At 57.6% G+C, this 22,788-nt stretch carries 19 protein-coding genes; 7 read left to right on the top strand and 12 right to left on the bottom strand.

The annotated features are described in order from the left end of the window. The 5 genes from FY034_RS03625 to FY034_RS03605 all read right to left on the bottom strand — a co-directional run bounded on the left by FY034_RS03625 (position 1) and on the right by FY034_RS03605 (position 6,401). The gene (locus FY034_RS03625) at positions 1 to 1,104 is read right to left on the bottom strand and encodes a (Fe-S)-binding protein (RefSeq protein ID WP_265553821.1); all 1,104 of its coding nucleotides are present in this window, start codon (positions 1,102 to 1,104) and stop codon (positions 1 to 3) included. Between the two features lie 245 nt (positions 1,105 to 1,349). Beyond that, positions 1,350 to 1,535, bottom strand: coding sequence for a hypothetical protein (locus FY034_RS03620; protein WP_265553819.1), 186 nt, complete (start codon positions 1,533 to 1,535; stop codon positions 1,350 to 1,352). Positions 1,536 to 2,036: 501 nt separating this feature from the next. Next, positions 2,037 to 2,372 (bottom strand): 4Fe-4S dicluster domain-containing protein, encoded by a 336-nt coding sequence (locus FY034_RS03615; RefSeq protein WP_012468975.1) that lies wholly within the window; start codon positions 2,370 to 2,372, stop codon positions 2,037 to 2,039. Positions 2,373 to 2,431: 59 nt separating this feature from the next. Continuing rightward, positions 2,432 to 4,606 carry a molybdopterin-dependent oxidoreductase gene (locus FY034_RS03610; RefSeq protein WP_265553817.1) on the bottom strand — a complete coding sequence of 725 codons (2,175 nt, stop codon included), beginning with the start codon at positions 4,604 to 4,606 and terminating at the stop codon, positions 2,432 to 2,434. A gap of 595 nt (positions 4,607 to 5,201) precedes the next feature. Next, a complete protein-coding gene (locus FY034_RS03605; RefSeq protein ID WP_265553815.1) occupies positions 5,202 to 6,401 on the bottom strand; it encodes an MFS transporter in 1,200 nt (399 codons plus the stop codon). A 487-nt stretch (positions 6,402 to 6,888) separates the two neighbouring features. Here FY034_RS03605 and glp point away from each other — a divergent pair, with 487 nt between their 5' ends. Together glp and moaA are read left to right on the top strand one after the other, a co-directional pair. Further along, positions 6,889 to 8,109 carry a gephyrin-like molybdotransferase Glp gene (gene glp / locus FY034_RS03600; RefSeq protein ID WP_265553814.1) on the top strand — a complete coding sequence of 407 codons (1,221 nt, stop codon included), beginning with the start codon at positions 6,889 to 6,891 and terminating at the stop codon, positions 8,107 to 8,109. After that, positions 8,096 to 9,076 (top strand): GTP 3',8-cyclase MoaA, encoded by a 981-nt coding sequence (gene moaA, locus FY034_RS03595; protein WP_265553812.1) that lies wholly within the window; start codon positions 8,096 to 8,098, stop codon positions 9,074 to 9,076. The genes glp and moaA overlap by 14 nt, the downstream gene beginning before the upstream one ends. A 378-nt stretch (positions 9,077 to 9,454) precedes the next feature. On the opposite strand, the gene FY034_RS03590 is transcribed toward moaA, so the two are convergent. After that, positions 9,455 to 11,086 carry a sigma-54-dependent Fis family transcriptional regulator gene (locus tag FY034_RS03590; protein WP_265553811.1) on the bottom strand — a complete coding sequence of 544 codons (1,632 nt, stop codon included), beginning with the start codon at positions 11,084 to 11,086 and terminating at the stop codon, positions 9,455 to 9,457. Positions 11,087 to 11,297: 211 nt separating this feature from the next. Here FY034_RS03590 and FY034_RS03585 point away from each other — a divergent pair, with 211 nt between their 5' ends. The 5 genes from FY034_RS03585 to FY034_RS03570 all read left to right on the top strand — a co-directional run bounded on the left by FY034_RS03585 (position 11,298) and on the right by FY034_RS03570 (position 16,311). Beyond that, positions 11,298 to 12,920 carry a methyl-accepting chemotaxis protein gene (locus FY034_RS03585; RefSeq protein WP_265553809.1) on the top strand — a complete coding sequence of 541 codons (1,623 nt, stop codon included), beginning with the start codon at positions 11,298 to 11,300 and terminating at the stop codon, positions 12,918 to 12,920. Positions 12,921 to 13,042: 122 nt separating this feature from the next. Further along, positions 13,043 to 13,186, top strand: a complete 144-nt coding sequence (locus tag FY034_RS19020; protein WP_416222777.1) for a cytochrome c3 family protein — start codon at positions 13,043 to 13,045, stop codon at positions 13,184 to 13,186. Positions 13,187 to 13,465: 279 nt separating this feature from the next. Beyond that, entirely contained in the window at positions 13,466 to 14,665 is a 1,200-nt protein-coding gene (locus tag FY034_RS03580) for a bifunctional 3,4-dihydroxy-2-butanone-4-phosphate synthase/GTP cyclohydrolase II (RefSeq protein ID WP_265553808.1), read from the top strand. Between the two features lie 18 nt (positions 14,666 to 14,683). After that, positions 14,684 to 15,127, top strand: a complete 444-nt coding sequence (locus tag FY034_RS03575) for a hypothetical protein (RefSeq protein WP_265553807.1) — start codon at positions 14,684 to 14,686, stop codon at positions 15,125 to 15,127. Further along, positions 15,124 to 16,311, top strand: coding sequence for an MFS transporter (locus FY034_RS03570; protein ID WP_265553806.1), 1,188 nt, complete (start codon positions 15,124 to 15,126; stop codon positions 16,309 to 16,311). Before FY034_RS03575 ends, FY034_RS03570 begins: the two co-directional genes overlap by 4 nt. Positions 16,312 to 16,365: 54 nt before the next feature. On the opposite strand, the gene FY034_RS03565 is transcribed toward FY034_RS03570, so the two are convergent. The 6 genes from FY034_RS03565 to FY034_RS03540 all read right to left on the bottom strand — a co-directional run bounded on the left by FY034_RS03565 (position 16,366) and on the right by FY034_RS03540 (position 22,706). After that, positions 16,366 to 19,008 (bottom strand): CBS domain-containing protein, encoded by a 2,643-nt coding sequence (locus FY034_RS03565; protein WP_265553804.1) that lies wholly within the window; start codon positions 19,006 to 19,008, stop codon positions 16,366 to 16,368. A gap of 50 nt (positions 19,009 to 19,058) precedes the next feature. Next, positions 19,059 to 19,394, bottom strand: a complete 336-nt coding sequence (locus tag FY034_RS03560) for a nucleotidyltransferase family protein (protein WP_265553802.1) — start codon at positions 19,392 to 19,394, stop codon at positions 19,059 to 19,061. Then, positions 19,391 to 19,819 carry an HI0074 family nucleotidyltransferase substrate-binding subunit gene (locus tag FY034_RS03555; protein WP_265553800.1) on the bottom strand — a complete coding sequence of 143 codons (429 nt, stop codon included), beginning with the start codon at positions 19,817 to 19,819 and terminating at the stop codon, positions 19,391 to 19,393. Before FY034_RS03555 ends, FY034_RS03560 begins: the two co-directional genes overlap by 4 nt. A 70-nt stretch (positions 19,820 to 19,889) precedes the next feature. Further along, the gene (gene galE, locus FY034_RS03550; protein WP_265553798.1) at positions 19,890 to 20,876 is read right to left on the bottom strand and encodes a UDP-glucose 4-epimerase GalE; all 987 of its coding nucleotides are present in this window, start codon (positions 20,874 to 20,876) and stop codon (positions 19,890 to 19,892) included. An 8-nt stretch (positions 20,877 to 20,884) separates the two neighbouring features. After that, positions 20,885 to 21,661: a sugar phosphate isomerase/epimerase family protein gene (locus FY034_RS03545; RefSeq protein WP_265553796.1), complete on the bottom strand. Its 777-nt coding sequence runs from the start codon at positions 21,659 to 21,661 to the stop codon at positions 20,885 to 20,887. Further along, positions 21,654 to 22,706: a potassium channel family protein gene (locus tag FY034_RS03540; RefSeq protein WP_265553794.1), complete on the bottom strand. Its 1,053-nt coding sequence runs from the start codon at positions 22,704 to 22,706 to the stop codon at positions 21,654 to 21,656. Before FY034_RS03540 ends, FY034_RS03545 begins: the two co-directional genes overlap by 8 nt. Between the last annotated feature and the right edge of the window lie 82 nt (positions 22,707 to 22,788).

Genomic DNA, 22,788 nt, shown 5'->3' with positions numbered 1-22,788 from the left:
TCAGTCTGTCATAACAGCGGCCCAGCGTTGCTCACCTTCCGGGCCTTGAAACATCTCACATGAACGCTCCTTGGCACCCGCATAATCCGCAGGCAGATCAAGCAGCAGGCTCAAGGCATGGGTGACCGGCAGACCGGCCAGCATGCTGTCGTACTTCAGGACGCAGCTCAGACAGTATGCCACCAGCCAGGCCGCGCCGGTCTGCGCAAACTCCGTCCGGCGCAGATCCGTCAACTCCTCAACCAGATCCGGACGAAAGTGTGAGAGCTGACCGCCGCTGCCGCAGCAGATGGTGGAGCTGCCGCTGTGGGGCATCTCAACAAGGGTGTAGCCCCGCTGCTGCAAGGCAGCACGCACCTGTTGGCCCCACTGCCCCGTAAACCGGTCAGGGCAGGAATCATGCACCGTACAGCTGACTCCTCCGGCAGCGTCTGCCGCCTTGAACGCCAGGTTCTCGTACACCGATTCAACACGAATGCCGACCGGCTGCAACAACTTCTTCATATCGTAGTAACAGCCGGGACAGGCTGTAATTATCCGAGTGATGGCATGTTCACGGGCGTAGCTGATCAGCTGTTCCTGTGCATGCTGCAGCCGTTCCTGCAGCCCAAGCTGTTCCAGCAGCTTGCCGCAGCAGTCGGTCCAGATCGCCTGACATGAGCTTTGCTCCTGCAGGTGTGCAAAAACCGCCCGGGTCAGGACCGGCGAGTAACTCATCAGGGTGCAGCCCGGGAAAAAGCAGGTGCCGCTGGCAGCGCCCGGGGCCAGATCGGCATACTCGATGCCGTACTGCCTGCGGTACATGGCCATGACATTATTGGGACGGTCGGGAAAGAGGTAGCGAAACGAGGCAACATCAAACTCGCCGGAGCTGACCGCCTCACTGCGTTTGTTGGCAAAAAACTCACCAGGCCAGAGGCCATCCGGACAGGCAGACCGGCAGGCACCGCAAAAGGAACAGCTGAGCGCCTCATTGAGCGTTACCCCCTGCCGCGCCATCTCATCCGGCGTGCAGCCCGACTCACGCAACAATGGGCAACTGTCTCTGCAGATACCGCATCCGGTACAGTTTTTCAGGGTGGCAGGGTAAGTGATCTCATGCATGGGTAGTACCTTGCAGGCGCAGTACATATTCCGGTACCGGATTGTGTCTTTCGGACAGGGTGCTATTCAGTTACTCATAACAAATGCAGTCTATTCGCCGTAGTTGGTATCATTTTTTCTTACTTGTGTTTCATAGAACACATCAGTGTAAGACTAGTTAGTAATCAGCGAATAGACTGCATTGTTATATGGTTAATCACATATACCATTAAAATCAATTTACATGATTATACCAATAAAAAACTCTATTTTTCTTTTGCGTTTTCAACAACGTCAACGGCACCTACTGTTTTGTCGCCTGAATCATTCAGCTTGCCGCCATCATATTCTTTGGTAGGAACAAAAGTAGGCTTATCGTACTTTTGACCAGGCTTCATTGCCAGAGGATTAAGCGGCTTTTCGATTTTTTTGCGAACAGGATTGTCTGACATGATGATCTCCTTATCTGTTTAGTTACCAAACTTACAAAGATTAAATAAGTTTCTGCAAATAAACTAACTATAATATTGACGTCATTTTATGTAGTACATATAGTAATAGTATATTTAACTACATTATATGTTTAGAGAGCAGAGAAAGGAACACCATGTGTTGGTCATGTAATCCATACTGTGGCGGTTGCAAACCACCGAAACCAAAACCTATCAAGTGCCCTTCCTGTAAGACCTTTACCTTCCCGGAGTTTACTCACTGCAAAAAGTGCGGTGCCAAGCTGCCTGAACCACCAAAGCCTGAACCGGTTCTCTGCCTGTATATCGGAGAGATCTGCACGGTTCCCTGCAACAAGCATAAAAGAACTCCTGATGATGGGACGATCGGCACCTGCAGCTGTCATACCCCGGCAGGCTCCAACTAACTGCTTCAGTTCAGCTTGTGTCAGGCAGCCCCTTCTCCATCGAAAGGGCGCTGCCTGACATCGTCAGCCCATGCTGCTACGGTACAAAGATTGCGACTTTGGTGCCTTTATCAGCCGCTTTCTTGGCCAGTTCTTCCACAGGACCATACTGCATGCAGCCGCCGAGGCAGTGCAGGACGCAGGATGGTACATCTCCGTTGGCTGTCCTTTTTTCACACAGGTCACACAGTTGGGTCGGAACCGGTACATAGTTCCACTCCCACTTGTCGGCATCTATCTGAAACGGGCCAACCTGGGTCAGCTTGATCCCCCACTGACCACGTGGGATGTTGTGCTCGTTCTTGCACGAAACTTCACAGCTATGGCAGCCTGTGCAGTATTCGTAATCTATCAACAAACCGTTTTTTGACATGTACAATTGCCTCCAATCGTTATAGTTCCCCCCCGGTAACACCGGGGGGGGTGTTACCATCAGCTCAAGCTATCCAGCGTGAAGGTATGACCGGGGTCAACCCTGTAGATCTTACAGATCATCTGCTTATGCGGGGCACCGAAGCCCAGCTTGCCGATATGCTTGTGTGGTACCAGGGTGTTGACGTTGGCTTCCCAGACACCGTACAGGCTTGGCTCTTCTGCAGCCTTCTCGGGGAACCACCAGCCGTGGGTACAATGCACTACCTTCTCATGGATGGTAGGAGTCAATTGTGCCTTCATCTTACACTTGCCGAACATGTTCTCGATCATGACGTTGTCGCCATCGATGATACCAAGTGACTTGGCGGTCGCCGGATTGATTTCGACGATCGGATCCGGATCGATTTCACGCAGCGTACCGATCTGTCTGTGCTCGGAGTGGAATGAAGTGAACTTCCGTGAACCCGTGGTCAGTACCAGCGGATACTCTTTCCAGAGTTCCGGCGTGCTGTAGGGGCTGTAAGGCGGCTCTTTGAAGTACGGCAGGGCATCGTCGCCCCAGGCCTCAAACAGGGTAGAGGTCAGCTCGACCATACCGGTAACAGTGTTGAAACCGGGCTCACCATCGGTACGGAGACCACCCTTTTCAAACTTGCGGTAGGTGTAGTCAGGCTGCCACACACCCAGCTCACGCAGGCCTTCAAAGTCGACACCCAGCTCAGGCTTGAGCTGCTTGGTGAAGAAGTCAGGCACGTCGTCGAAGGGCCACATATCGGGATGGAGTTTCTTACCAAGCTCGATACATACTTCGATATCTGATCTGGTGTCGCCAACGCGCAACGCCTCGTTGATTGCACCAAGGAATACGGCGTTACGGCCGAAGTGGGTAATAACCACGCCATCATGCTCGGCGAAGGTAGGCAGCGGCAGGAAGATATCTGCCAGGGCCATTGCCGTCGGGGTCATGAAGCAATCCTGTACCACGTTGAACTCAAGCTTCTTGAGTCCCTTGTACCAGCGGTCAGGACAGGCGCAGCAGGTCGGAGACAGGAAGTTACTGCTGTTGAACCAGCCCATCCGCAGCTTGTAGGGACGCTCGGTCTCCAGCGTATCCAGGGTCTCGTCCGGGTGGGTGGTGGCCATGGCGGTGCTGAGTGCCGGCCATTCTTTAGCGCCGATCCGCTTGTCCCACAGTTCTTCGGAGAGGTTACGGCGGGTCTCAACACGCCATTTGCCCAGCAGTGCGGCAGGCGGGCCGATGGTGATGCCGCCCGGAACGTCGATGTTACCGGTGATGGCAGCCAGGGACAGGATGGCATGGCCAAGCTGTACGCCGTTGGGGTTTTCGTCCACTGCCAGACCCCACTGAATGGTGGAGGGCTTATTGGTGGCAAAGGCACGGGCAACTTCAATGATCTTCTCTTTCGGTACCCAGGTAATCTCCGCAACCTTCTCGGGCGGATACTCCTGAACACGCTCTTTCAACTCGTCAAAACCATAGGTCCAGTTATCGACGAAGTCGTGGTCATACAGGTCTTCATTGATGATGACGTTCAGGAAGCCCAGTGCCAGAGCGGCATCGGAGCCGGGACGCAGCTGACAGACATGCTCTGCACGGGTACCCAGCCAGGTGATACGTGGGTCGATGCAGATCATCTTGGAGCCGCGCTTCATCATATCGATCAGGGAGTGACCGAAGAAGCCGTCAGGGTTGGACATCAGGGGGTTCTTACCCCACTCCATGATGTACTTGGGCAGTACATATTTGGGGTTGTCAAAACGGTCCGGATAGTAACCGGCGTTGTCGATCTCAGGATAGCCGGCACCGAGGATGTAGTCGGTGATGGCGCAACGGGGACCGTAGCATGACCAGCCGCTGAGCGGATAGCAGACGTTCGGAGTACCGATTGACGCAAAGCCGAGCGGATAGTAATACAGGCAGGCCTCACGACCTGTTCCACCGAACACGACGATGGATTCTGCGCCGTGATCAGCCTTCAGTTGCTTGATCTTGGGTACAATGATATCCCAGGCCTCATCCCATGAGATTTTGGTCCAGGCTTCTTTACCACGGTTCTTCGGATCACGCTTCATCGGGTGAGTGATCCGTTGTGGGTGGTGGACATACTCGGGCAGCGTCAGACAACGGATACACAAACGACCGTTGGTGATCGGGTGCTCAGGGTCACCTTCAACCTTGACCAGCTTGCCGTTCTTTACGTGCAGCTTCATGCCGCAGCCTACCGGGTGATCCCCCGGAGGTGACCAACCACAAGTTCTAACGGTATATGATCCATCTTCGTTCTGTACTTTCCATTCTTTTTTCATTGCTTTACCTATCCTTTCAGTTAGTTTGACAACTGCTTAGCCGAGATTCTCTTTGTTGTTGCACCTCCTTTCTTTCTTCTCCCCCTTCGTGTTGTGACCTTAGGATCTGCCGGCGCCACATCTCAACAGCTGCAGCCTGCCGGGCGAATGTGCGTACATCAGCCAGATAGCAACGAGCATGCCATAGCCGCAAAAAGATATAAAATGCTGTAATAACTAGACTTACACCACAGCGACAACGGAGCCGTTTCTGGCTTTGATAAGCTTTCTATCAATTTGAAAATTGATAAAGCCTACCGGCAAGAGGGGCTGAAAGGGTTATCTGCGGTGCCCCGGAACCGGCGCAGCGGCGCCAGACCTGCGGCCTTGCGGATAAGTGGAGCTGCGTTTCCAGACGGGATTACATTTTTGAGGCAGCTTGCGAAAACAGAGGCGTGTACCCTGGAAATCAGGCGGATTATGGAGAGGGGGTTAACAGAGGATATACAGCGGCTTCAGGTCAGGCAGAATGACAAGCCTCTCTGCCCTTACTGCGAAAAAGGACCGTGAACAGAGCGAGCACGACGATCCCGGCACTGCCGTTCAACACAAAGGCTCCGGCAAATCCGGTCAGCTTGATCACCGGCCCCATGGCCACCGAGCTGAGCATCATGCCGGTATAGACGCAGGTGTTGTAGCAACCGACAGCAAGACCGCGCATCTCAGCCGGGACCAGGTCGGCAATCCGGGCGCAGATCACGGTAAAGGCAACCCCCATGCCGCCACCCATGACAACGGCAACAAGCATAAGCAGAGGCACTGAGCGGCAGACAGCCAGAGCTGCCATTGCCAGGGAGAACAGCGCCAGACCGCCGCCAATCAGGATCCCCTTGTTATTGATCCGGTCGGACAGCCTGCCGGTGGGCAGCCGTGACAGGGCATTGGCAAGGGCCTGAGCGGTGAAGACGTAGCCGACCTGGACCGTCTGCATCCCCATGCCCTTCATATACAAAGGCATGAAGGTGACAAACATGCCGTAGCCCAGACAACACCCGAGGGTGGCAACCAGACAGGCCAGAAAGGGGCGGTTTTTCAGGATCAGCAGCAGTGCCGGCCCGGCAGAGGTCTTACGGTGGGTGGCGGCAGGTTTGGGCGGTGGGGCGGGCAGACAGCGGTAGGCCAGCAGCAGCATGGCCAGAAACAGGCCGCCGACCAGCACAAACACCTCCTGCAACCCGCTGACGGCAGCGGCATAGCCACCAGCAGCCGGTCCAAGCGTCATGCCGCAGTAGAGCGCCATGGTATACCGGCCATAGGCATGCCCAAGCCTGTCGGCAGGGGTGACATCGGCCACATAGGACATGAGCGCCGGGGAAAAGGTTGAGAGCCCGGCGCCAAACAGCAGGTAGACAACCGCCATCTGCCCCAGCCCGTGACTGCGGGACAACAGAAACGACGACACCGCCATCACCGCCATCCCCCCCAGCAGCAGGGGTCTGCGTCCCAGGCGATCGGAGACAAGACCGGCCGGAATTGAGAGCAGCGCAGCCGTCACCATGAAGGTGGCGTTGATCAACCCGGCCTGGACCGCATCAGCCCCCAGTGAAACAGCCAGCAACGGGACTATCGGCATCCTCATATAGGCGGCAAAGAAGCAGCAAAAGCTGATCAGGCAGGCCGCTGCAAGCCGTCTCTCCGCATTATCCACACACTGATTCATACCCACCTGCCGCTATCTGAACCCCAATACCATGATCAGGCCGAGATAACGGCCTCGCCCCTGCTTCACCCAGGACCCGATTCCGGGCAGCAGCCCGTACTGTTTCAGCTCCTTCTGCAGCTACTGTGCCACGCTCTGCCGTCGACACAGAATCAGCCGTCAGGCCGCAGAGTAACTGCCTCCGGGTGGTGTGTTCACAATCAGCAGCCATCCTCAGCCGCCGCCTCGTTATCAAAATGATGTCGCCATTATCAAAACTAGATACAGTTTCCGGGCAGGCCACCCAACTAACCAAAAAACTACTTACAATTCAGCATATTAGCCAATGGCACAGATACTGCTAACAGGCCTTTGACTGGCGGTAACGCCAAACGCCCCTCCTGATTGCATAGACGCTCTGACCGGTCAGACAGAAAGCGTTTAGCATCAACCAGGAGCCCTACAGCCGACAAGACCGGTCATCCAGAACTATTTGTGAGGCTACGTCATGATCAGCATCAATGCTGCACAGGAAATTGTCCTAAAACACACAACACAAATCGATATTGAGTCCGTCCCCCTCCTGGAGGCGATCGGCAGAATCATTGCCGTTGACATGCGGGCGCCCCATGACCTCCCGTTATCAAACAACTCCGCAATGGATGGCTATGCGCTGGCTCTGCGGCAGGGACAGGAAGAGTGGAACGTCGTGGATTTCATTCCTGCCGGGTTGTTGCGCACAGCACCGGTCTGCCAGGGTGACACGGTCAAGATCATGACCGGCGCCCCGGTTCCGGCAGGCTGCGACACGGTGGTACCGATTGAGGATGTGATTGAAGACAATGGTGTGATCCGGCTGAACTGTGCCCTGAAGCGCGGTTCCCACATCAGGAAACATGGCGAGGACATACAAAAAGGCAATCTGCTGATCAAGTCCGGTTCGCCTGTCCGGCCTCAGGAGATCGGCCTTTTAGCATCATTCGGCTGGTCAACCCTGCCGGTCTACCGCAAGCCGCGTATCGCCATTCTTGCCACGGGAGATGAACTGCTGGAGATCGGTTCGATCCCCAGTCCGGGCAAGATCATCAACAGCAACAGCTACAGTCTGGCAGCCCAATTGATACAGGCCGGTGGAGAACCGGTGCTGATCGGCATTGCGGCAGACACCAGAAAGGCGACCAGAGACAAGATTGTTGAGGGGTTGCAGGCGGATGGCCTGATCATCTCAGGCGGCGCATCCGTGGGGGACCGCGACTTCGTCAGGGAAACGATCCTGGAACTGCAAGGCGAACTGCAGTTCAGCAAGGTGAATATGAAGCCCGGCAAACCGGCGACCTTTGCCACAATCGGCAGTAAGCCGGTCTTCGCGCTCCCCGGCAATCCAGTCGCGGCCATGGTCTGTTTTGAGATGTTCGTTCGCCCGGCCATTCTCAAGATGCTGGGGTATTCGCAGCTGATGCGGCCCACGGTCAAGGCCGTGCTGTCCGGACAGGTCTTGAACAGCGGCGAACGTCCCCACTTGGTCAGCGTCCGGGTCGCCCCTGAAGGAGACAGCTACAAGGCCTCCACCATCACCAACCAGAGCTCTGCCAACCTGGCATCACTGACAGCCGGCAACGGCTTGTTGAGGCTGGAACCGCACTCGTTACTCTTGGCTGACAGCGTCGTTGAAATTACCTTGCTGGACCCGGACCTGGGCACGGGGGATATTCATTATGGCACTCTATGATCCGTTTGGAAGGTCAATCAATTATCTGCGTCTTTCAGTAACCGACCGCTGCAATCTGCGCTGCATCTACTGCATGCCCGCCGCAGGGGTACATGCCATAAAGCATGCGGATGTACTGAGTTTTGAAGAGCTGCTCACGGTCTCCCGGGCTGCCGTTGCTATTGGCGTTGAAAAAATCAGGGTTACCGGCGGCGAACCGCTGGTGCGCAAAGGGATCATCCCCTTTCTGGCAGAGCTGGCCACCACCCCCGGTCTGAAACGTCTGGTACTGACGACAAACGGCATCCTGCTGCCGGAGATGGCGGCAGAGTTACGCTGCGCCGGTGTTGAAAGCCTGAATATCAGTCTCGATTCACTGCAGCCGGACACCTTTGACAGCATCACCCGCGGCGGAAACATCCTAAAGGTTTTTGAAGGGATCAAGGCAGCAGAAGAGGCCGGATTCAAGCGGATCAAGATCAATATGGTGGTGATACGCGGCGTCAATGACCATGAAGTGGCAGACTTTGCCGCACTGACGCTCAAAAGGCCCTACCACGTCAGATTCATTGAATATATGCCGACCCTGCGGGACGATTCCTGGAAGGCGCGCACCATCTCCGGCAGTGAAATCCTCGGCAAACTGGCCCTGCGCTACACCCTGCAGCCCGAGAGCAAAGCGGCCATGGATGGGCCGGCCAGTTATTACCGGATCGCCGGAGCGGTCGGCAAGGTCGGCGTCATCACACCGGTATCATGCCACTTCTGCAATGAATGCAACCGGATCAGGGTTACCTCAACCGGGATTGCCAAAAGCTGCCTGTTTGCAACCGAGACCCACGACCTGAAGCCCTACATCCATGCCGGAGACGATCAGGCACTCAGAGATGCGCTGCGCTACGTGGTCACCACCAAACCTGAACATCACGCAATTGAGGAGCGGGCCCAGAGAAACATGACGATGCCGATGTCACAGGTGGGTGGCTAAGGCTCCGGACACACTCATGGAGTCAACGGCGGCACGACCGGATTTGAGATACAAGCGGGGAACTCTGACATGCATCTGAAACTGACCCCAAAGGCGCACAAGATCATTGTTGATAATGGCAACCAGGTGACGGTCTGCCTGAACAAACAGATCTGCTACAGCTGAGGGGGCGCCCAGTCGAGAGACATCCCATCCGTGCGATGGGGAACACCTGAAGCATCAGAGATTGGCGAATACGAGGTCATGAATATCGAAGGGATCTCCCTGTATGTTCATCGTCAGCTCAGGGCTAGCGCCAACGCCCGTATCGATGCAGTGACCGGGGGAGCCGGCACGAAACTTATACTGTTGGGATTTGTCGGAAACAAATAACCCGGATTATTTTACCCCCTTGCCGTATTCATTCAATTTGCGGTAGAGGGTCGCAATGCCGATATTCAAGGCACTGGCGGTACGGGTCCGGTTATCGCCCATGGCAGCCAGGGCGGCCAGGATGTACTCCCGCTCCATCTCCTCCAGCGGCCTGATCCCGCCGTTGACCGTCGGCTTGAACACGGCTGCACGCAACTCCTCGGGCAGGTCATCGGCCTGCACGCGGTCATCCCTGCAGAGCGCCACCCCGTAGTCAACGGCATTTTGCAGTTCCCGCACGTTGCCGGGCCAGTCATAGCGCAACAGCTGGTCGGCTGCCTTGGTGTCAAAACCGGTAATGGTGCGATTTGAGCGGCGCGCCGACTCATCCAGAAAGAGGCGCGCCAGGGGCAGGATATCCTCTCGCCGTTCCCGCAGCGGGGGCACCCGCAGCTCAATCACCCGCAGACGGTAGTAAAGGTCCTGGCGGAATCGACCGGCAGCCACCTCATCGGCCAGGTTGCGGTTGGTAGCCGCCACCACCCTGATATCAACCGGCCGGGCCTTGTTGTCGCCAACCCGCCGGATCTCCCGTTCCTGCAATGCCCGCAACAGCTTGACCTGCATCCCGGGCGAGATCTCGCCGATCTCATCCAGGAAGAGTGTCCCTCCGTTGGCGGCCTCAAACAGCCCGATGGCATCCTTGGCAGCTCCGGTAAACGCCCCGCGCACATGGCCGAACAGTTCGCTCTCCAGCAGGGTCTCCGTCACCGCCCCGCAGTTAACCGCCACAAAAGGACGCCCCATACGGGCCGAGCCTTCATGAATCAGCTGAGCGATCCGTTCCTTGCCGGTACCGCTCTCACCGCTGATCACCACCGTCGATTCCACCTTGGCAATCCGGCGGGCCATCTCAATCGTCTTGCGCATGGCAGGGCTACGGGCGGTAATACAGGCACACTCCTCTTCCCCCCCTTCGCCATCCAGGCAGGAAAGCTGGCGTTTCTTGACCCTGAGCCGGTTTTCTACCGTCCGCAGTTTTTCAGTCAGCTCGGCCAGCATATTGTCGGCCGATTCCATCTGGTAGTACTGCAGATGTTCATCCAGCTCGGGCCCCCATTGTTCCTTGAAACGCCCCTGCATGTGGCAGATGGCATCCCCCTTGGCACAGCAGCGGGTCTCGATAAAATAGACCTCCTTGCCCGCCCAGGCAGAGACATAGCCACTGGCAAACCCGGTCAGACTCCAGCAGACAGGTTCCGTTGATCTGCCAAGATGCAGCAGATGCTGTTCAACCTCGTAGGAGTTGAGCCAGTCACCCTCCACCAGCGGCACCCCCTCCACACCTTCGGTACGTGTACTATTGGCAACCTCAACCAGCCCCAGCAGCGTATGCAGACGCGGACCGGTCTGGCTGTCCTCCAGCAGGCTCGGAAACTCCTGCCGCAGTGCCTCTGCAGTCCTGCGGCCATGGGCATAACCGAAGCGGGTCAGAATACTGCGGGCAGCCGTTGTGCCCAGGGTGTCGATCAGTTCTTTACGCAAAAGTCCCAGGGCAACGGCATCAAACAGCAATGCGCGCTTCCCCATGAACCGGATAATACCTCCGCCCGGCGCAAAGCTGAGCAACTCGCGCAAGTCAAGATCCTGTGCTCGCATACCCCCCCCTTTCAATTCAGTAAACAGCCTATCATTACGATAACCCCAGTCAACCACAAATATACAAAAACATGCAAAAACAGCACGTTAAGCCATGGCACACCATCTGCATGCGGACTTTTTAATCAGCTCGACGGAACCATGCGCCCAGTAATGCACCGGTTAAGCGGTCGTGCAGAAATCACCAAGGGGGATTAAGGAGGAGGGGGAAATGAAGAATCTGGGGATTACGGCAAAACTAATGGTAGGCTTCGGCCTGATCGCACTGCTGCTGTTGGGCACCCTGATCATCGGTATCCAGGCGCTGCGCGACATGCAGCACAAGCTGGTGGAGGTGCAACGGGTTTACCAGCTCAGCCATCAGGCCTCAAAGGTCCAGGCCAGCATCTATTCCATCAACGACCGGGTCAAACATATGGGGCACCTGGAAAACACGGAAGAAAAACAGGCCCTGCTGCAACTGAACGCCAAAGATCGCGATATCTATCTGGAGGCCCTGAAAAAACTTGAAGCCGGCACCCTTCTGGCTGAAGGGAAAAAACTGGTTGAGGATTACAAGGGGGCAACCGTTTCCGGTCGTACAATGATCAAAAATCTGGTGGAATCTGCCATGACCAATGACCGGCCACGCTATCTAAGCGCTTTGCAGGATGGCACCAAACTTACCCGGGAAGTGACCGACCCGGCCCTGAAGAAGCTGCTGGAGTACTACAATGACCAGGCAGAACTTGCCGCACAAAAGGCCCAATCAGCCAGCAGGACCGCACTGATCTTCATGATTGTCTGCGGTACCGTTGCAATCGGCGCCGCACTGCTCATCTCGTTCCTGGTGACCCGTACCATCATCAGGCCGATCCACTCCTGCATGCAGGTTGCCGATGCCATTGCAACCGGCGATCTCACGGTGCATATCGATGCCCAGGGCAAGGACGAAACCGCCATCCTGATGCGGGCCATGGGCAACATGGCCCAGTATATGCGTGAAACCATCGGCATGCTGAAGACCGCAGCGACCAATGTTGCCGATGCAGCCAGCCAGCTCCAGCATACCTCGACCGATATGCTGGCCGGCACCGATACGGTGGCAAGCCAGGCCCTCAGCGTGGCCACGGCCGGCAACGAGATGGCGGCAACCGCCGGGGATATCGCCCAGAACTGCCAGATGACCGCCCAAAGCGCCGATACAGCCAGCAGCGCCGCCAGGACCGGCGAGACGGTGGTGCAGAGCACCATCAACGCCATGGCCGCCATCACGGAGCGGGTCAAATCCGCGGCAGGAACCGTTGACAGCCTGGGCAAACGTTCGGACCAGATCGGCGAGATCGTCAGCACTATTGAAGACATTGCCGACCAGACCAACCTGCTGGCCCTGAATGCTGCCATTGAGGCGGCCCGGGCAGGCGAGATGGGACGGGGCTTTGCCGTGGTGGCCGACGAGGTGCGCGCCCTGGCAGAACGGACCACCGCCGCCACCCGTGAAATCGGCCAGATGATCAAGAATATCCAGGAAGAGACCAGGACGGCGGTAGGCGCCATGGACGACGGGGTACGGCAGGTTGAACGCGGCGCCCTGGAGGCTGAAAAATCCGGGAACGCCCTGCAGGATATCCTGTCCCAGATCACCGCGGTGACCGGCCAGATCGGCCAGATCGCCACAGCTGCAGAGGAACAGACCGCAACCACCCATGAGATCAGCAACAACATGCAGCAGATCACCGCAACCGTAGGACATGCCACACAACATGCCAAAGACACGGCTGCAGCTGCGCAGCACCTGTCCGGACTGGCCGGAGAGCTACAGCAGCTGGTGGCCAGATTCAAGCTGGCAGCCTGATCATACCGGCATAGAAGATGTAGACGTACAAAGGCCCGGCACTGTCCGGGCCTTTGTCATGCCCTTCACTAGCAGCAGCATAGGTAAAACAACCGATGCCCGCATAGGTACTTTTTTCTTATATCTCAGCAGCTCTCCCGATTGCCGCAAACGCAGGATACGCATATCCGACCCTGAAATGCACCAACTGCCATCAATCGCACGATGCATTTAAAAATTTCTGTGCAACCTGTCACGGCTTTGCCTTTAGCTGGAAGCTTACATGAGACAGGTGAGGCGTTCATCAGTCAACATCACTATCAAAATGAAAAGCCGTTCACCCAAAACGACAGTACAGAACAACCAGAACCAACAATATACCATGCAATTCAAGCAGGTTACACGATGGCACAGACAGTGCAACACAGTATCATAACAAGACTAAGACCGGACGCTTACGTCAGGTAAGCATCCTCCTTAGGTGGTGCAATGGGGGGAGAGCGATCTCCCCCAATTTTTCAGCAGACACCAGTTCTCTTCAGTCACAGGCAAAGGAGTACAGAGCGATGGCACGATCCTCCATAGAACAGGCGATCAGGGATATCCGCAACGGCAGGATGGTTATTCTGGTTGATGATGAAGATCGGGAAAATGAAGGCGATCTGACCATGGCAGCCGAGCATGTCACCCCGGAGGCGATCAATTTCATGGCCAAGTATGGCCGGGGCCTGATCTGCCTGACCCTGACCGAAGAGCGCTGTGACCAGCTTGAGCTGCCGCCAATGGTTTCAGAGAACAACTCGCCATTCCAGACCGCCTTTACGGTTTCCATTGAGGCACGCCACGGGGTGACCACCGGCATCTCGGCAGCGGACCGGGCCCAGACCATCCTGACCGCGATTGCCGACAATACCGGGCCGGATGATCTCTCCCGCCCCGGCCATATCTTTCCGCTGCGTGCACGGGCCGGCGGGGTGCTGGTACGCACCGGTCAGACCGAAGGTTCGGTGGATCTGGCCCGTCTGGCCGGACTGAAACCGGCCGGGGTGATCTGCGAGATCATGAACGAGGACGGCAGCATGGCCCGCATGCCGCAGTTGAAGGAGTTTGCCCTGCGGCACGGCATCCGGATCTGCTCGGTGGCCGATCTGGTGGCCCACCGGCTGAATCATGAATCACTGGTGCGGCCGGTGGCGGAGGCAAAGCTGCCCACCTGGGCCGGCAAGTTCCGCGTGGTCGCCTTTGAGAACGATATTGACGGCCTGGAGCATATCGCCCTGGTCAAGGGAGAGATCAGGCCGGACGAGCCGGTGCTGGTCAGGGTACATTCGGAGTGTCTGACCAGTGACGTGTTCGGCAGCATCCGCTGTGACTGCGGCGGACAGCTCAGCCGGGCCATGGACCGCATCGAACAGGAAGGCACAGGCATCCTGTTGTACATGCGGCAGGAAGGCAGGGGGATCGGCCTGATCAACAAACTCAAGGCCTATGAACTGCAGGATCAGGGCTGCGATACCGTTGAGGCCAACGAGGCGCTGGGATTCAAGGCCGACCTGCGGGATTACGGCATTGGCGCCCAGATGCTCAGGGCGCTGGGTGCCAGAAAGATCCGCCTGATGACCAACAACCCCAAGAAGATGATCGGACTGGAGGGGTATGGCCTGCATGTTGTTGAACGGGTACCGATCGAGATGAAGGCGTTAAGCACCAACATGCGCTACCTGCAGACCAAGCGCGACAAGCTCGGGCACCTGCTGGCCGCCTGAGCAAGAGGAGAACGGATCATGTCTTCTTACAGCCCACTCAATACCTTCGGCTATGTTGCATCACAGCATCTCATGCCGTATGACAGCCGGCAGACCAGGTTAATCGCGGTACTTGACGAGATTATCGCGGCTGCCGGACAGGTCCCGTCTGCTGAGCTGGAGCATCAGATTGAAGATCTGCTTGGCAACGTTCTGGGGCAGACCGCGTCTGAAAACGTGCATATGTTTACGATCGATTATCTGGCCTACGAAGATCACAAGCTTGATCACTTCCGGATCTGCACCACCATTGCCGGTATCCGCTGCAAGGCCGCCCGTGCGCTCTGTATTGCCGATGACCTGCAAACACTCAGGAAGCTGCTCAGCCTGCATATCGACAAGCACGACCAGATGCTTGAGCAGTACCTGATCTCCGGCGTTCAGCCGTATCAATGCCAGCAGTACCAGGAGCTATTCAGATGAACGGACAGCACCGGGATCTGTTCAGGGCGTTGTTTCTGATCAATTTCCTGATCTCGCTGGGGTTCGGTGTCAGCGACGCCTTTTTTCCGCTCTACTGCCAGAGCATCGGAGCCCGGGGGCTGCTGCTGGGGGTGGCGGTTGGCGGCTATGCGCTGTCAAAGATCATCTTCAGCCCGATCATGGGGTCGCTGGCAGACCGCTTTGGGCGGCGGCAGCTGGTTATCACCAGCCTGCTGGTCTATCTGCTGGTCTCCTGCAGTTACCTGGTGACCGAAAACCTGGTTGTGGTGGTCTGCCTGCGCCTGCTGCAGGGGGCCGGTTGCGCCATGTTCCGGCCAGTGGTGCAGACCCTGATTGCCGATCATGCCAGCAGCAGGCAGTGGGGCAAGGCGATGGGCAGCTTTGATATCTCCTTCTACGCCGCGCTCAGCAGCGGCCCACTGATCGGCGGGATCATCATGGATCAGGCAGGCTTTCACGGCCTGTTCAGCGTCCTGATTATCTGCAGCATGGCCGCATTGGGGCTGGCCCTTGCTGCGATCCCGCGACAGCTGCAACCGACCCGCATAGCGCAGGAAATCCCCGCTCAACCGGGCATCAGGAACATCTGCCGCCAGGGTGGAACGCTTCAGGGGCTGCTGCTGTTCATCTTCGGCAGGGCCTGCGGCATCACGGCCTGCGGGACGTTTCTGCCGATCCTGCTTTCGTCAAAACTGGGGATGAGCGGGGTACAGGTGGGGATCATCATGGCCTCGGCCACCCTGGTCATGACACTGCTGCTGCGGCCGGCAGGCCGGATTGCCGACCGGGTCCCCCGCAGGATGCTGGTGATCTGCGGCGGTACGGTGGTGCCCTTACTGTACATGCTGTTACCCGTTGCAGCCGACTTCATGCAGATGCTCGGCGTAACGTTGGGGATCGGCGCCTTCAGCGCCCTCTCGCAGCCGGCCACCAGCGCCTTGCTGGCTGAGGAGGGACAGCGGCTGGGAATGGGAACCTCGATCGGCACCTTCCATGCCTTCTTAAACCTGGGATTTGTGGCGGGGCCGCTGCTGGGGTCGTTATTGCAAAGTTCGGCAGGGCTGCAAGGGGTATTTATCGCCATCGGCCTGATCGGACTCTGTTCAGTGGCCGGTTTCATCCTGAACAAGCCGGTACGGAATCTGACGGTGGCACGGGCCTGAAGGCCTGCTGCGCAAGGCTTCACACCGGCAAATAATCTCTCAGGCAGACCTTCTTCAGGACTGGTCTGCTATCAGCTGCCTGGCCAATGCCAGCTCCTCGTCCTTTGAAGCGATCAAGCCATCCAACCGTGCCGCCAGCAGCCGTTCCTTGAGGCTGCGGATGGCAGGTCCGCGGGCCGCTCCCAGGGCCTGTAGCTCGGTACCGCTGACCAGGGCCTTTGCGTCGGCAAGTCTGGTCAGGTAGTGCGAGACCAACCGCCGCAGATCCTCCTTGCCACTACGGGCCAGGCCGTACAGCAGCAGCTCCACCGGCATGCCATGCAGACCGGCATGGAGCTGGCTGTTGGAGATTTCCTGCCCGTGCCCCAGCATCTGCCGCAGATGCTGCAGACGTTTCAGGGCCTGGTGACGATGCCCGAAAACACGTTCCATCAGGCGTTCCGGCATCATCAGGCGCCGACAGGCCTCCAGATAGCGGGGAGAATCAAGGCGGTCCATCAGGGCCAGAAACCAGACCGTCCACGGCTCCAGCGGCGTATCCAGATAGAGCAGCTGGTACCAGGCCAGCACCCGCTCAAGCTCGGCAAACAGCTGTTCACTGTCAGGGCCGAAACGCAGCTCGCTGTGGATGCAGGGCAACAACCCCAGCTGGGCCATCCGCTTGACCGCCGGCACCGGTTCCTGTTCTTTCAGGATCTGAATCAGCTCCCCCAGCAGGCGTTTGCCCCCGACCCGTTCTACCAGCCCGGCCCGCACTGCAGAACGCAGCAGACCTTCAGTGTGGGGATCAAGCTGAAAGCCCAGCCGCTGTTCAAAGCGGATCGCCCGGAAGGCCCGGGTCGGATCCTCCACAAAGGAAAGGTTGTGCAGCACCCGCACCGTCTTCTCCTGCAGATCCTTCTGGCCGCCAAAGAAATCCAGCAGGATGCCGAAACGATTGGTATTCAGACAGAGTGCCAGGGTATTGATGGTAAAGTCGCGGCGATAGAGGTCATGGCGCAGCGAGGCCCGTTCCACCGTCGGCAATACACCGGGTGAGTCGTAATACTCCAGCCGGGTGCTGGCCACATCCAGCTTGCGGCCATCGGGAAAGACCACCACTGCAGTGCCAAAGGCCTGGTGGGGACGGACCCGGCAACCGTGCTGCTCGCCAAAGGTCTCGGCAAAAAAGATACCGTCCCCCTCCACCGTAATATCAAGATCAAGGTTGGGGACATCCAGCAGCAGATCCCGCACAAAACCACCCACCGCATGCACCGCCACCCCCAGCGCATCACCGCTCTTGCCCAGCAGCTCCAGCAGCTGTACTGAATCTGCGGGCAAGCGCCTTCTGAGCAGGGTCGCCAGCTCCCGTTCCTTTGGTTCCGGCGAAAGCCGCTCCAGGTCGTACAGGCTCTCACCATCCTGGCTCGCGCCGTGCAGATGACGCAGCAGGTCGGTGCGGGTCACCACCCCCACCAGTTTCTCACCGTCGAAGACCGGCACGAAGCGGCGGTCGCCACCCACCATATGGTCCATCACCGTGGCAAGCGGGGTCTCCGGGGTGGCACGCATCACCGCGGTGTGCATCACCTCGGTTACCGGCCGGTCGCCAAGCCCATGATAGACCGTCTTTTCCGCCACTTTACGGGTGATGATCCCCAGCAGCTGTTCCCCCTGCAGCACCGGCATGGCGCTGTAGTTGTAGCGCACCAGCAGATCACGGGCTCCCTGTACTGTCGTGGCACTGGACAGGCTGCGGACCGGTGATGACATAATCTGTCCCACAGTCTTGCGGGGATGCACGATCAACAGCAGATTCCGCTCCAGGCGTTCCAGCACAACGGACAGCGCCTCACCCTTAACCGTTGCCGAGGCAGCCGAGGCGTGCCCGCCGCCGCCAAAGAGGCGCAGCAGTTCCCCCACATCTACCTCAGGCACGCGGCTGCGGGCCACCAAATAGACCCGGTCCGCCATGGCCACCACCAGCACCAGCAGGTCCAGGTTTTCCATATCCCGCATCATGTGGGCCAGTCCGGCAATATCCCCGACATACCAGGAACGGCTGGCATGGGCCACGGAGAGCCGTACCCCGCTGACCTCACTGGTCTTCAGGGTTGAGAGCAGATCATGCAGCAGCTCCACCTGCGGTGTGGTCAGCTCGGGCGACAGGATCTCGTCGGCAAGATGCAGGCGTGCGCCCCGCTCCAGCAGCCAGGCGGCCGCACGATAGTCTTCCGGCGTCGTCGTAGGAAACAGCAACCGTCCGGTGTCTTCATGGATGCCCAGCAACAGCAGGGTTGCCTCTGCAGGGGTGGGCTCCACACCCCGCTCCCGCAGCAGCTCAGTCATGATGGTGGCAGTGGCACCGACCGGCCGGACAACCCCGCCCGATGCGCTGATGCTGTCGGCAGTGGCCGGATGATGGTCATAGAGGTGGACCGTCAGGCCGGGCCGTTCCAGCAGCTCGGCAAAGCGGCCGATCCGGGAGCCCTGCTGGCAATCAACAACAATCAGGCGGGTGACACGGGAGAGATCAATATCCTTTGAGCGGACAAACGGGGGGAGCAGGTCAGGGTGGCGGGCGCAGAACTCGCGCAGATTCTTTTCCTGGGAGCCGGGAAACGAGAGCAGGGCTCCCGGATACAGCCGCGCAGCAGCAGCCAGGGAGCCCAGACAGTCAAAATCAGCGTTCAGGTGTGAGATAACCAGATCCATGGGGTTCCTAACAGGCGACCAAGCGACCAAACGGTCGCCCCGATCATTACTTATTTCACCACAATCCTATCCTGCACCACCAGATAGCGCTGCAGAATCACACGGCGAAATGAGTCACTGGTTGTTGCCCAATCAACCAGGTCAACCCGGATGCTCAGGTCTGATTCATCAAAGACCTCCCGCAGGGAGGCCATCTGTTCCAGTGACAAGGGCTGTTCAGTAACGATTACGAGATCAAGATCGGAATACGGTTTGTGGCTGCCGGTTACCCGCGAACCAAAGGCCCAGACGGTGTAGCCTGACAGATGTTGTTGTAGTATCCGCTGCAGTTCTTCTCTGTCATGAGGACGCAGGTCTAACAAGGGAATGGCTGTCCCGGAGCTCACGCGTCGTGCTTCCCGCTCGTGAGCTGTTGATACAGATAGCGGGCTTCTTCCAGAAAATCAGGGGCCAAGGCGTAGACAGCCTCTGCTTTGCTGCTGTCATAGGTATGGCTGCTGTCAGTACGGGCCTGGCGATAGGCTTTCCAACGCAGCCAGTCTGAGCGCAGCAGCCCTTTTTCATTTCCCATGCGGATCAGATTCTGAAAGGTACTGCTGTCAAGTTCTTCAGGGGTGGCAGACACCGCTTCAAGATGGCGTTTGAGCATCTTCCAGCTAAGCTCATAGGTAAACTCAAAACACTGGATAACCGAGTTTCGTAGCTGTTCAAACAGATCGGTATCCTGCCTGGCCATGTCCGATGTGGCAAACCTGATGCTCTTTTCAAGCTGGGTGATTGCGTTTTCAAGCGATGAGTAGTCCAAGCTCACACTGATACTCCTTTGAGAGGCCCTTTTCAGGAATTATACATCGGCTTGCATCAAAAGCGACGAATCTCTCCTACCGCTTTGCCAGCTTGCTCTCCCAGCGCCAGGCATCCTCAACAATGGTTTTTAAACTGTTAAAGCGTGGCTGCCAATCGGTCAGCAGCTTGATCTTCTCGGCCCGGGCGACCAGACAGGCTGGATCACCGGGGCGGCGTCCCTCTTCAACCACCCTGAAGTCAACGCCACTGACCTGTTTGACCATGGCCAGCACCTCACGTACGCTGCTGCCTTGGCCGTAGCCCACATTGATGGCAGTGGACTCGCCCCCCTTGTCCAGATAGCCAAGGGCAGCCAGATGGGCAGCGGCCAGGTCTTCGATATGGATATAGTCACGGATGCCGGTGCCGTCCGGTGTGGGATAATCTGTGCCGTAGATGGCTGCCTGCTGACGCTGGCCCAGGGCGGTCTGGCAGGCGATCTTGATCAGGTGGGTCGCCTCCGGGGTGCGCTGGCCGATCCGTGCCTGGGGGTCGGCTCCGGCCACATTGAAGTAGCGCAGGGCAACATACTTGAGGCCGTGGGCAGCGGCCGTGTCACGCAGCATCCATTCACTCATCAGCTTGGAGGTGCCATAGGGATTGATCGGCGCCAGCAGGGTTTCCTCCGAGGCACTGCCCCCTTCGGGAAAGCCGTAGACCGCAGCGGTACTGGAGAAGACAAAGCGCTCAACGCCGTGTCGTACGCAGGCCTCCAGCAGACCGAGGGTATTGCGGGTGTTGTTGCCGTAATACTTAAGCGGCAGCGAGACCGATTCCGGCGCCACAATGGCGGCGGCAAAGTGCAGCACCGTCTTGAAGCGGTGTTTTTGAAAGGCGGCTTCCAGAGCGGCATGATCGGCCAGCTCCGCCCGGATCAGTTCTTCGCCATGCAGCAGGGCATCTTGAAAACCGGTGGAGAGATTATCGTAGACCACCACGGAATGGCCAGCCTCGGAAAGTTGCCGTACCACATGACTGCCAATATAGCCACACCCGCCGGTTACCAGAATTTTTTCTGACATATTCAGTCCTATAAGTAGCGCTGGATTGCCTGCATTGATCGTTCTAAACGTTCGCGGCTATGGGCCTCCAGGGTCCAGACCGCCTGGGGGGCATACTGTTTTAACAAACCGGTTATCTTTTGAAAATCGATCTCCCCTTCCCCTACCGGCAGATGTTCATCAGCCACGCCATGGTTGTCGTGCAGGTGGCTTTCAATGATGAAGCTGCCCAGGGCGGCAAACCATTCTTCCAGCGACACCGTACAGAACATATTGAAATGTCCGCTGTCAAAACAGTGGCCGAAAAGGGTGGGATCAAGCTGATTCAGAACCTGCAGCAGGGTTGAAGGTTCTTCTTCAAAGATATTTTCAAGGGCAACCCGGCAACCGGTTGCCCTGATGCGTGGCACCTGCTGCTGCCAGAAGGAGACCGTATTGGCGACCCAGCTCTCAACTGCAGAACCGTAGGAGAGCCGGCTGTAGCCGGGATGGAACACCACCACCCGTGCCTTGAGCATCTCTGCGCACTCCAGGGTCTGCTCAACCCGCTGCCGGGTGGTCTCGCGCACCGCCCGGTCAACCGAGCCGGGGTTCAGGTCCATAAAGGCGGCATGGATGGTACAGGCAAGGCCATGGCTGACCAGATCATCCGACAAGGCCTGCATCTGCCGCGTATCCAGCGTATCCAGCGTATCCAGGGCATCCGCGGGCAGGTACAGTTCAGGATTGATCCGCTGATCCAGCAGGTAAGAGCGGTGTTCCGCCAGGCGGGGCCAGGGTACATGGGCACAGAGCAGACTAGGCATGGACAGTCTCCCCCTGCTTGCGGCGGGCGCTGTGCCCCGGTTCTATCCGGCGTTTTACCAGTTCTTCAAGTTTGTCCACCGACGCAGGATCACCCAGCACAATCAGGGTATCCCCCTCATCAATGGCAGCCTGCGGGTTGGGGTTAAAGACCATGTGACCATGGGATTTCTTGATGCCGACAATAATGACACCGGTCTCTTTACGGAAGCCGGTACTCACCAGGGTATGGCCGGCAAACTCGGAATCATGGGGGATACAGATCTCCTCCATCTGCAGATCAAGGTGTTCGCTGGCGGTGGCGATCTCGATAAAATCAACCACATTGGGCCGCAGGATGGATTGGGCCATCCGCATGCCGCCGATGGCGTAGGGTGAAACCACCTTGTTGGCCCCTGCCCGCTTCAGCTTCAGCTCAGTTCCTTCTTCACCGGAGCGGGCCAGGATATGCAGTTCCGGGTTCAGACCGCGGGCAGTCAGGGTGATATAGACGTTCTCCGAATCCGAGGTAACCACCGACACCAGACCGGTTGCACGCTGGATACCGGCCCGGATCAGGGTTTCATCCAGGGTGGCATCCCCCTTCATCCAAAGGTAGCGGGCATCCTCAATCCGTTCAACCACATCGGTGTTGCGTTCAACAATCACAAACGGGACCTCATTGGCAGCCAGCTCCCGGCAGATCATCGAACCGATCCGGCCAAAACCGCAGATGATGTAATGATCCTTGAGGGCATCTATTCTTTTTTCCACCTTTTTCCTCCCGATGATCCGCTGAATCTGACCTTCAAACATCAACTGGGCCACGCTGCTGACCAGATAACCGAGGGTGCTGACACCGAACACAATCAGGACCATGGTAAAGAGCTTACCCTGATCACTCAGATCATGGACCTCCTTGAATCCAATGGTGGCCAGCGTAATCACGGTCATATACAGCGCATCCAGGAGCCGCCAGCCCTCGATGAGCATGTACCCGCCGGTCCCCATGGTCAGCAGCAACAGGAGTATGACAACCGATATTTTAAGACGTCGAACCGGATCCATGCGCACACCCCGTAGCTGATTCAGATGCTGCACCCTACTACCTGAACTGTCAAAATTCAAGCGCCTTTGGCACAACCTGTCC

Source organism: Trichlorobacter lovleyi (assembly GCF_015239775.1).
Taxonomy (GTDB): Bacteria; Desulfobacterota; Desulfuromonadia; order Geobacterales; family Pseudopelobacteraceae; genus Trichlorobacter; species Trichlorobacter lovleyi_B.
Note: the sequence above shows the minus strand (reverse complement) of the source record. Positions and strands in the feature narration are given on the sequence as shown.